This is a genomic window from uncultured Methanobrevibacter sp. (assembly GCF_902801725.1).
Taxonomy (GTDB): domain Archaea; phylum Methanobacteriota; class Methanobacteria; order Methanobacteriales; family Methanobacteriaceae; genus Methanocatella.
Genome location: NZ_CADCJB010000022.1, coordinates 1 through 12,330, shown reverse-complemented (window position 1 = coordinate 12,330; position 12,330 = coordinate 1). Strand labels below are relative to the sequence as shown.

Annotated in this window: 6 protein-coding genes; 2 read left to right on the top strand and 4 right to left on the bottom strand. The window is 33.7% G+C overall.

Annotated features, from left to right (window positions below; translation table 11 throughout):
* Positions 1 to 24 precede the first annotated feature (24 nt).
* Both QZV68_RS05980 and dusB read left to right on the top strand, forming a co-directional pair.
* Positions 25 to 867 (top strand): DUF1002 domain-containing protein, encoded by an 843-nt coding sequence (locus QZV68_RS05980; RefSeq protein WP_296879530.1) that lies wholly within the window; start codon positions 25 to 27, stop codon positions 865 to 867.
* Positions 868 to 926: 59 nt separating this feature from the next.
* On the top strand, positions 927 to 1,916 hold the full coding sequence (dusB, locus tag QZV68_RS05975; RefSeq protein ID WP_296879528.1) for a tRNA dihydrouridine synthase DusB: 990 nt from the start codon (positions 927 to 929) through the stop codon (positions 1,914 to 1,916).
* Here the strand turns inward: dusB and QZV68_RS05970 are convergent.
* The 4 genes from QZV68_RS05970 to QZV68_RS05955 form a co-directional block, all read right to left on the bottom strand.
* On the bottom strand, positions 1,913 to 2,239 hold the full coding sequence (locus tag QZV68_RS05970) for a hypothetical protein (RefSeq protein ID WP_296879526.1): 327 nt from the start codon (positions 2,237 to 2,239) through the stop codon (positions 1,913 to 1,915). The two genes, dusB and QZV68_RS05970, sit on opposite strands and share 4 nt — an antisense overlap.
* Positions 2,240 to 2,409: 170 nt before the next feature.
* Positions 2,410 to 5,931: a C1 family peptidase gene (locus tag QZV68_RS05965; RefSeq protein ID WP_296879524.1), complete on the bottom strand. Its 3,522-nt coding sequence runs from the start codon at positions 5,929 to 5,931 to the stop codon at positions 2,410 to 2,412.
* 369 nt (positions 5,932 to 6,300) lie between these two features.
* Positions 6,301 to 11,805: an Ig-like domain repeat protein gene (locus QZV68_RS05960; RefSeq protein WP_296879522.1), complete on the bottom strand. Its 5,505-nt coding sequence runs from the start codon at positions 11,803 to 11,805 to the stop codon at positions 6,301 to 6,303.
* On the bottom strand, positions 11,799 to 12,330 hold a 532-nt coding region (locus QZV68_RS05955), incomplete at its 5' end, for a right-handed parallel beta-helix repeat-containing protein (protein WP_296879520.1). The genes QZV68_RS05960 and QZV68_RS05955, both read right to left, overlap by 7 nt.

Sequence of the window (12,330 nt, the reverse complement as noted above, 5' to 3'; positions counted from 1 at the left end):
GTGCTATTATATAGAGGTGATAATATGCGTAAGATTACTATTGGTATGGTTATTTTATCTATAATCATAATTGGAATGGTTATACCAGCAGGATTTTCAGGTCAGGCAAATCCAGTTGTAATAACCTATGGTGAAACTACTCATGCAAATACAAACTACAAATCTGACGTAGATTCATTTTTCAAAAGTCAAAGCAATTTGGATTTGAACAATGCTGATGAAAAAATTATTACCGCCAACGAAGTTAACAAAATTTCCAGCGGAATTACCGGAAGAAACTATGATTCAAGCGAAGTATTCTCATCAGCGCTTGTAAACTTAAATGACAATGACAACCTTGAAGTCAGTGTGGACAAATCAAAAATCACCACAATAACAGGTGACATGTACCTATCTGCTTTAAAATCATCCGGAATTACAAACGGACATGTCTATGTTACCAGTCCTGTTGAAGCTACCGGTGAATCTGCCCTTGCAGGCATCATGAACTGTTATGAAGAGGCAACCAACGTTGAAATTCCAGAAACCGTAAAAGAAGCAGCAAACAAGGAAATCTACACACAGGCTGAAATTGTTGAAAGCTCAAACGTCAGTTCAGACAACCTATCCAAATTAGTCAATGACGTAAAAGAAACAGTAAAACAGGAAAATGTTACAGATCACCAGACTATCGTAAACATCATTCAAAACTACACTGTAGTAAACAACGTCAACATCACAAACAGTGATATTGAAAACCTTGCAAACTCCATTGAACAGACACAAAATGTCCAAGGGGACGTAAACACATACGAAAACAAGGTAACAGATGTTTTGAATAGTACAGACGATTCTGGAAATAACATATTAAGTGGAATATTCGGCTAAATATTCCATTTTAACTTTTTTTAAAATAAATTTATAATCTATAATAACTCCGTGATTTCATGAAATGGAAAATTGGCAATGTTGAAATTGAAAATCAGGTCGTTTTGGCACCTATGGCAGGAATATGCGAATCAACATTTCGAACCATAATCAAATCCATGGGCTGTGGGCTTATAGAAACCGAAATGGTTTCAGACAGAGGAATTGTACATGACAACACCAGAACACAGGACATGCTGCAGATGACAGATTATGAAAGGCCGATTTCCCAGCAGATTTTCGGATCTGAAGCTCAAACAATGAAACTCGCCGCCCAATACATCCACGAACAGATGAAGCCAGACATCATCGACATAAACATGGGCTGTCCTGTTCGAAAGGTCGCCATCAAATCCCAAGCAGGAAGTGCCCTACTCAAAGACCCTGAAAAAGCATATCGCATAGTCTCAGAAGTTGTCGACAGCATTCCCATACCAGTTACCGTGAAAATCAGAAGCGGGTGGGATAGCAACCACATCAATGCAGTTGAAATATCAAAGCTTGCCGAAGATGCAGGCGCATCTGCAGTAACAGTGCATCCCCGTACAAAGTACGATACTTATGGAACTGATGCAGACTGGTCAATTATCAGAGATGTTAAAGACAATGTTTCAATACCTGTAATCGGAAATGGAGATATCAGAACCTGTTTTGATGCTGAAAAAATGATTGAAAAAACAGATTGCGATGCGATAATGATTGGAAGGGCCACCCTTGGAAACCCATGGCTCATAAGGCAATGCGTAGAGTATTTGGATGACGGGACTTTGCCCCAAAAGGTAACGATTGAAGAAAAAATGGAAATGATAAGAAAACATACAGAGCTGCTCTTTGAAAACAAACCCGAAAAAGTAGCCATTTCAAAAATGAGGGTGCACGCCGCATATTATTTGAAGAATTTACCTCACAGCGTGGAAATAAAACCGAAAATATTTAAAACAACAAAAAAAGAAGAGCTATTGGATTTATTAGAGGAATATCTCACAATTTTAAGAGATAATTCCCATTAAATCATCTTTTTCAATTCATCAAGATTGTATTCAATGAATTCCTTATATTTCGGATTGGCCAATACCTTATATTGCTTTTTATTGGTTTTCTTGTAGGCTTCATCCATAATCTTCTGCAACTCGCTTATCTCACTATTCAACACCACATGCAATTTATTTCTCTGATGTTCATTTAATGAATTTAAACGTGAGCGGACAGGTGATTCGAATTTTTTTACTAAATTTGACTTCCTTTTAGCCATTCTTTCTAATAAAAATGCAGGAACTGATGTAAAAAGATGCTCATATGGTTTAATATCTTCCAATACAATTTTTTCACTCATATTATCACCTCAACAATATAATCAAATAAAAAAAATAGATATGTATAATACCATCCTAACTTAATATTCCTATTTCTATATTACCTATTAGTAATACAAAATTTAAATGTTTATTGGTTTAAAATTAGAATTTCTTCAAAAATAAAAAAAAGAGTTAGAGAATTTAATCCCTAACGTCCAACATGAAGAACTGATTTTACAACATCATTGTAGTAAGCTACTTTGATGAGGTATTTTTTGATTTTCAATTTATTAATAGCCGCTTTTTTGATGGTTAGTTTAGCAATACCATATTTGTTGGTTTTTGCCCTGTAAGTTTTGCCATTAACATTGAATTTTACAAATTTGCCTTTAATTGCTGTTTTTCCTTTTTTAAGTGACGCACTTAATACAAGCTTCTTAGCTGACTTTTTGACAGTTACATGTCTTTTGGTTTTCAATACCTGTTTTACAATTAATTTGTTTTTAACAGTTTGGCCACTATAGATTGCAGCTATTGTGTATTTTCCAGGAGTGATTTTGGCAGGTATTTTCAAGACTGCGTATCCTTTTGCATTGGTTCTTACCTTGAATGCCTTTTTACCTATCTTAATGAGTACAATATGGTTTTTACCTGCAAATTTACCATCATCTGCTCTTAAACGTACCTTGTATGAATGTCCGTCAAAGTAGTACATGTTTACGTTTTTATTTCCGGCAAATCTGGACACGACATTAATGGTTATCCTTAATTTTTCGCCTGTTTTCGGATTTACATAGTCTATGTAGTGTTTTCCGATTTTGTTTTTAGGATCGATAGAGATAGACAGCATACCATTTGCATTGGTTTTTGCTCCAGAAATAACCTTATTGTCGAATTTGGCAGTTACTTTAGTATTTTTAAGAGGTTTTCCATTAGAATAAAGGAACTGTACAGTAAATGAATTTTTAGAATTGTAAGCCATGGTCATGCTTTTTTGATCATCACTTGATATGGTTGTTTTTACTAATACTGCACTTGAGAATGTTTGATTGTGGTATCTTAAAGTTACAAGGTAATCCCCTGTCGGTAAAACTCCCAAGGATATGCTTCCAGTTCCGTTAACTATTTTTATGTTGTAGTTTTTATTTTTGAAACTGGCTTGGATGGTGTCTACATCAGTAACGTTGTAAACTGTAAATATTGTTTCTTTATTGTCAAAATATTTCACAACAGCTTTGGTAATTGCAGGACTGTGGTAAGTGTATGCTTTAATAGGAGCAATTACGTTTTTAGTTGCAAGATCAATAACTTTACCATTAACAATCATATAATTCACACCACTTACAATAGGAGTTCTCACACCTTCAACGAAAGGCATTGAAGTGGATTTGATTCTGATTTCAAATGTGGAATTCGGATCTACTGCAACATATTTGTTCAGTTTGATTGTTTCATATCCCGCATGGGATGATTTTCCACTTTGAGTGTAAACAGGACGCTCATTTAAGAATATTTTAATAGTATAAGGGCTTTTGGCACTTTCAAAGTAGGTTCCAACAGCAGCAATTATGTCTCCGTTTTCACTTGAATATATCTGTCCGTAAGTATCGTATTCGGAGTAGACCATAGCTCCGTTCACTTCATTTTGGTAAAGTTTTTCATAGTAGTTAACATTATCAAATGTGAATCCTCCTGCAAGAGAGTTTAATGACTTATCATAGTAGGAAATGTAGAAATATCCACCATCTCCCCAGTCAGTTCCCCAACTGTTTTTACAAATCCATGCACCGTTGCCCGGAGCAGTTTTTGAAAATTTGTTTTTTGAGAAGTTGTCATCCCATCCGACTAAGGTAACGTAGTGGTTTCCATTGTATTTGGCGTTGTATATTGAATTGTACTTTGGACTGTATGATGGGTCATCTGAAGATGCACCATATACAAACAGGTTCATCGCACCGTATTTTGTCAGATATTGCTTAATAGCATTCTTATTCTTTATGTTTATGTAGACTGCATCAACTGTACGGTATGCCCCATCAGGACTGTATAATATTTTAGAAATTTTTCCAAGTTCATCGTATGTGTCATCTGATGTATTGGCTGCTCCAAACCAGCTTACAAAGTATGATGTAGCCATATATAAATTTCCTCCTTCAACATCACCCGCCTTTCCATATATGGAATAACGTAATTCAAGGTTTTGAATATTGTTTTCGGAAATGTCTATTTCCTTTCCGGTTGCAATCAGGAATGATGATTCAAATGCACCTGCTGCTCCGAATGCCCAGCATGAACCCATTGAACCTTGGTTCTTAACCGGAGTCACTAATCCCAAATCATTTAAGTTGAAGTATGAATCTTTAGCAGAACCTGAAATAGGCTGTGGATTTAATTTGATTTCTTCCCCGTTGTATCTTATGATATATTCATAGCTTTTGTCATTTATTGTTCTTGTGTATTCACCGCAGTCTGTAATTTTAGAACCTTTATCATCAAATCTGGTGTATATGTCCTCTTTGGTGTTGTTTTTAAACTGTGAATACATTATTTTGTATAATGTGGAGTAGCTGTAAATCGCTCCCCCTTTGCCTGCAACATTATCTGTGAAAGTACATTCTTCAACGGTTGCGGTCTCATAGTCGAGATGTATTGCACCACCGTATCCTTCATTTTCATTTGCCTTGTTGTTTGTGAAAGTGTCTTTGTTTATGTTTACTTTTGCGTTTGAGGTATATATTGCACCCCCGTTTTCATTTGCGACATTGTTTGTGAATGTAGAGTTGATTACATCAAGAGCCCCTCCTAACTGAAGTAATGCTCCTCCAAACTCTGCGGAGTTTTTGTCAAACAATGTATTTAGAATTTCAACTAATCCACCATCACAATTATCCCCATCACCATTGACATCTGCAAAGACAGCTCCACCATTTTTGGCAGCACTGACGTTTATAAATTCACATCCATCTATAGTCAAAAAGACATATTTTGTTGGATTTCCACCTTTGATTGCAACAGCCCCCGCAGTTTCAGAGGCAGACAAATTAATGAATTTTGAGTTTTTGATTGTAGTGTTTCTTGTGTTGTATATTGCGGTTGCATATTTTGAGGTTGCGTTTGCAAAAACACTGTTTGAAACATCTATGATACAGTTATTTCCATAAATCAAACCCCATTTTATCGGATTTTTGTTTGTAAATGTTGCGTTGTTTATAAAGATTTTAGAACTCTTTGCAAATATTGCAGATCCTGCCTCAGGTGCTGAAGTATCTGTAAATCTGTCGTTGGTACTGTAATAATTACTGTTAGCACAGTATACTGCCCCTCCAAAGTCTGCGGAATTGGTGTTCATGAATGTTACGTTTTCAGTAATCAGTCTGGAACTTTGCAATAAAATAGCAGAATCATTGGTATTTTTCAAAATAAGATTTTTCAAAGTTAATACGCTGTTGGATGCTTTAAAAATAGTTGCTTTACCATCAGCATCAACCACGTGATTTTTCCCATCTATCGTATAGTCTTGTTTAAATTCAATATATTTTATCTTATCGCTATCTTGATATTTGTAATCGCTTTCTAAAGTTATTGTATCATCTGTTTTATTTATTGCATCAAATAAATCAGTATATGACTTTTCAGAATCATCAGAAATGAAATCTTGCACATCTGCCAGTTCCAATGTGTCCTGCACTGTCTGATTCATATCTTCAGCGCAGACAACTCCCATACTCATTACCAATAAAAATAGAAAGATTACCATTGATTTGATTAGTTTCAATTTAATCTTCTCCAAATTTTGTATAATAATGATTGATATTATTATATAAGTATGTATTGTTTTCATCAAATAATAATTTTTTGAAAACTGTCTTCATGTAAAGCCATTCTGCAGCCAAATAGTGTTTTAGAAAAGTGCATCATATAAATTAATAGAGTAATTAAAAGAAAACCATTGCCCACAGCTAAAAACAGCACCATCAATAATCTTAAAATTACACCAAATTAAAAAGGCAAGAATTAACAAACAAAGAATTTTAAAAAAAGAGGCTAGTAAAATAATACAGTTTGTTGAAAAAAATTAAGTAAATAGGGTATGATAGCCCTATCTTCTTACTTTAATTGTTCTTTTTATTGTGTCTTTTACATAGGTAACGCTAAATCTATAATTTTTGCCTATCCTAAGCTTATTGATGACATTTTTCTTAATGGTTACTTTTGCAATACCAAATTTGTTGGTTTTAGTATTGTACTTCTTGCCCATGAATTTAAATGTCACTAGCCTGTTTTTAAGGATTTTTTTACCTTGTTTAAACTTAGCTGCAAGGACAAGTTTCTTTGCGGACTTTTTGACATTGACTGTCTTTTTACTGAATATTATATGTTTTACTACAATAGTATTCTTTATAGAGTATCCTTTGTATGATGCCCTTATGATATATTTTTTAGGAGCGAAATGTTTGTTTAATCTAATTATAATGTAACCATTATTTTTTGTTTTGAGTTTAAAGGTTTTTTTACCAATTTTAACAGTTACAATTACTCCCTTACCAACAGCCTTGCCATTATTGCCAATGACTCTGAATTTATATTTGAAATGACTATTGTAATATTTAACAGTATTCCTGTTTCCAACAATCCTTTTAACAATCTTAAGTTTTTTTACAACCTTTTTACCATTATCCAAAGTGACTATTACCTTGTATGTTCCAACACGAAGTTTAACATTGAGTTTAGCAATACCATCCGCATTGGTGGTGCGAATGTATTTTCTATTATTTATAGTGAATGTCACTTTCTTATTTTTCAATGGATTTCCATTATTATCAACTATTTTAACCTGATAGTCAACACCGCTGTTATATCCGCGAGTCATATCAGAAGCAATAATCTTTGTATTGACAATCAAATTGCTTGAATAACTTCTTGGAGCATATTTACTATCACCTGAATAAGCAATTCCAACAATGTTTGATCCTTCCATTAATTCACTGACAGTAATCTCTGCTGTACCATTTTTCAAAGGAACAACATATGTTGTGTTACCAACAACAAGAATTACATTTCCAGTAGCATCACTCGGAGCATGGAAAATGACAGTCTTATCAATCATTTCAAAATCAAAGTCATAATCTTCAACTGGCAATACAGCAAAATTAGCCTCTCGAATATTAGCTTCATAATTTGGACTATCAGCATAAGTGACAGTACTGTAATCTCCAACTTCTAAAGAGACACTGATACTTCCCTTACCTTTTACAACATTAACTTCAAAGGAATTGCCGCCGACAGAAACAATGTAAATTCCATCGATGTCCGCTTTAACATTGACAATAACATTATCAGGATATGTAACGCTGTCTGCACTCACAACAACATTATTAATCGCCTTATTAACCACAATTGTTACACTATCAAGTGCAGAAGCATAATTGGAATCGCCAGAGTAATTGGCGTAAATTACATAAGATTTTGCATCCAAGCCGGATAAAACAAATGATTCTTTAACATCAATGACATTAATTACTGTTCCATTTGCAAATCTATAAGTTACAGTGCCTGTTGCATCGGCCGGAAGACTTTGAGTAATATCAATAGCTTCCCCATATGTTATTTCAGTGCTATTCACAATGACATTAAAGTTAGTGCCTGTAGAAGTGACTTCGAAGGTTGAACTGTTTGAATTTGCATTATAGTTTTCATTTCCGGCGAATAATACATAAACATCGTAGCTTCCAACATCAAGAATGCCAAAATTAAAAGTACCTACACCGTTTTTAACGATTACAACCTTTGAAGTATCGCCAATGATTACATTATATTCACCATCAAGACCTGCAAATACGTTACCATCAATATCTGCAGTATAAACCTTATCTAAAACCTCAACACATAAAGCAACATCAGCCTTAGCAACAGTAAACGGAATACATGTGACATTATTCACATACCTTGCATTAACGTATCTAACATCAGCAAAGTAAGTTCCAGCATCCAAAGCTACTGTATTCACTCCCCTACCACCTGAAACAATTACAGTCACCTGTTTACCACCAACATCAACATAATATTCACCGTCAACATCAGCCACAACAGTAATAGTTGAATTCTCAAGATAAGTTACATCCTGACCGAATACGACAATATTATTAACTGCCTTATTAACAGTGATTGTTAGGCTGTCCCTTGCAGGAGCATGATTGGAATCACCGGAATAATTTGCATAAACCACATGAGACCCAACATCCAAAGCAGGGATTACAAATGATTCGCCAACATTTAAAACCCCAATTACAGTTCCATTAGCAAAGAAATAAGTGACATTTCCTGAAGCACCATCTGGAAGACTTGGAGCAATAATTATTGAATTTCCATAAGTTATGTTGTTTTTATCAGCAGCAATATTGAAATTGGTTCCAAACTGAGTAACTTTAAATGTGCTTTCATTAACATTAGCATTATAATTTTCATTTCCGGCAAACATTACACGAACAGTATAGTTTCCAACATTTAAAACACCAACGTCAAAGGCACCAACACCATTCAAAACAGTCACTGGAATAATATTATTCCCAATAACTACAGTATACTCACCATCAACACTGGCAAATACATTACCCTTAATATCAGCAGTATAAACCTTATCTAAAACCTCAACACTTAAAGCAACATCAGCCTTAGCAACAGTGAACGGAATGCTTGTGACATTATTAATATAATTCTCATTAACATATTCGACATCAGCAGAGTAATTACCCGCATTCAATGATATTGTAGTTGTTCCAACACCATTTAAAACATGAATACGGATTTTTTTACCTGAAATATTAACCACATACACGCCATCAACATCAGCCAAAACAAAAATTGTTGAATTTTCAGGGTATACTCCATCCTCACCAAATACCAGAATATTATTAACAGCCTTAGTCACGGTAATTGTTAAACTGTCCCTTGCAGGAGCATAATTGGAATCACCAGAATAATTGGCATAAACCACATAAGATCCGACATCCAGACCAGATAAAACAAATGATTCTCCAACATTTAGAACCTTAATTACAGTTCCATTAGCAAAGAAATAAGTAATGATACCGGTAGCTCCAGCAGGAAGACTTTGAGTAATATTTATTGAATTTCCATAATGTATGTTGCTTTCATTAGCAACAATATTGAAATTGGTTCCTGATCGAGTAACCTCAAAAGCACTTTCATTAACATTGGCATTATAATTATCACTGCCATTGAAGATTACAGAGACAGTATGTTTTCCAACATCTAAAATACCTACATTAAAAGCGCCAATACCATTTAAAACTGTTACATGAACATTCTTATCTCCAATAACAACAGTATACTCACCATCAACACTGGCAAATACATTACCCTCAACATCAGCAGTATAAACCTTATCTAAAACCTCAACGCTTAAAGCAACATCAGCTTTATATACGACAAATGAACTGCCAGTCATGTTAATGTCATAGTTATCATCCGTATAATTGACATAAGCAGTGTAATTTCCTGCATCAAGATTAATCATGGCCTTTCCATAACCATCCATTACATCAACAAGCAATTGCTGATTGCCTACATTAACAGGGAACACGCCATCAATATCAGAAATTACATTAATAACACTTAAATTACCATACACATTATCTTCAACTACTACAGTAATGTTAATACTTCTTTTTAAAACTTTAAATGATTTTGAATCACTGCTTTTAGTAATATTAAATGTTTCCAGATTTGTAACGGTTACAGTATAATTTCCAACATTCAAATTCGGAACCAGAAGCACATTAGAGGTTACATTTTTTTCATAGACAACTTCACCCTTCTGATTTTGGATTCTGACATTTACAACAGTTTTATTTTCAACATCAAACTTAATTAAAACTGCATCTTCATAATAAATATCGGAGATATTATCCAATTTAACAGTGGAATTGAGTTTATAGACGCAAAACTCTTCAGATGATGAATTTCCAATTACATTTTCAGTGCCATAATTAGCAACAATAACTGTATAATTGCCAGGAATCAGACCACTGACAATGACCGGAGAACTAGTTATATTCTCATCATAAACAATAGCTCCAACATCATTTTTAATTATAATATTTACAGTTGTAGCATTAACAACATCAATGTAGACTTCCAAATCCTCGCCATATACAATTGAATCCACAAGAATTTCAACATAGGAATGGGCCTTTATAATTTCAAAACTACCGTTAACCTTACTTCCACTGACATTGGAATTGCCCAGATTTGTAAACTCGAAAGAATAATTTCCAACTGTTAAATTTCTATAAATAAAGAAATAATAACCCAAATAAGCTTCTTCAGTCAAATTAGACATATCCTCTGGAAGTTCACTAATTTCATTGAAATTTTTATCGAAAACGACATTTCCTTCAGAATCGTAAATGCAGATGTTTAATAATGTTTCATTATCCACGTCATAATCCAATCTGAAAGGCATTCCATAAGATGTTACATTTAAATAATCAAATTCAATGGATGAACCGACTTTCAATACGTAAAATGTTTTAGTGTCATTGCTAGGGTTGAAATTATTGGAACCTTCATTATAAACTTCTACAGTGTATTTACCGGCAGCCAAATCTGAAAGGTCAAAATAGCTTTCATCAGTATTATTCCTATAAAGAATATTATTGTTTTCATCCTTTACGATAACAGTAACATTTGTAGCATTGATTACATCAAAGTAAATTTCAATGTCATCTCCGTAATACACATCACCAATATCATCTATTACAACAGATGAATTTGCAGGAAGGACAATAAATGTTTTTGAATCCTGACTGGCGAAAACATTATCGGTTCCCACATTGACCAATGTGATTTGATAGGAACCGGCATCCAAATCAAGATTGATTGTTGAGTTTGTAGTTGTGAAATTATCTACCTCACCGCTTTGCAAATCAACAATTGTTACAGTAACATTGGTTAAATTATCAACATTATAACTGATTGCAACATTACCATAAACATATTCTATTTTATTATCAAGAATTATGGATGAATTGACTTTTAAAACATTGAATGAAGCATAATCTCCACTAGGATTATAATTCCTGTCTATGATATTGGTTAATGTTACTGCATAAGAACCTACAGACAAATTATTTATGGTAAATAAATTGCCTTCAACGACATCGTTGAAAACAAATTCCTGAGTATCAATATTATAAATAGAAGCAACAACACCGGTTCTGTTTTCAACAGTGAAATTAATAATTATGTCTTTGCCGTAATAAGCGTCAGGTATCTCTTCGAGAGTTAATGAAGAACCTGCCCTATTAACTCTGAAATCTGAAGCAACACTACTTGAGCGATAAAATTCATTTTCTAAAGTAGTGATTACTACATTATAAAATCCTGTTCCTAAATCAGGAATGAAAACGTTATTGCCCTTCGTAGTTTCATTAAATACCACTTCAGAGTTAAGAGTAACTGTAACCAGAACTGCAGTACTGTTTTTAAACTCGAAACCGATTTTTACATCTTCACCATAAATAACATCACGGACACTTGTAATTATAACGGATGAATTATATTTTAATGCATTAACTAACAATTGTTATTATCATCATATATTGTAGCATTTAATAAAATCACGTCACCAACCATATGATTTAAATTGACATCATCCAAACGAGCAAAAGTCTTTGAAAGGATAGTGCCATAGTTAAAAATATAATCGGATCCGGAAAGGTTATTGTTAGCCAAATAAACGGTTGACCCCTGCAAAATAGTAATGGACTGGTTATTTTGATTATTGAATATGCAATCACTGATATTTGAATTTATACATCCGCATAATTCAACGATGTTAGAAGCAGTGCCTTTAGTATTGTTAAATACTGAATCATCAATATTTAAATCCAGTACTTCATATCCAATTATTGAAGGTCCGAAATTATCTACAAATTTACAACCGTAAACAACATGATTTGAACCTTCAAGATATAGTGAATACATTCTGGCACGAGTGAAATTTGAATCAATTACAGACAAGTCAGACCCGGAATAGATTAATGCAGAGTCAGTATTATTCACTGAAATATTACTTATTGATCCATTGTTTCCCAACCATTCAACG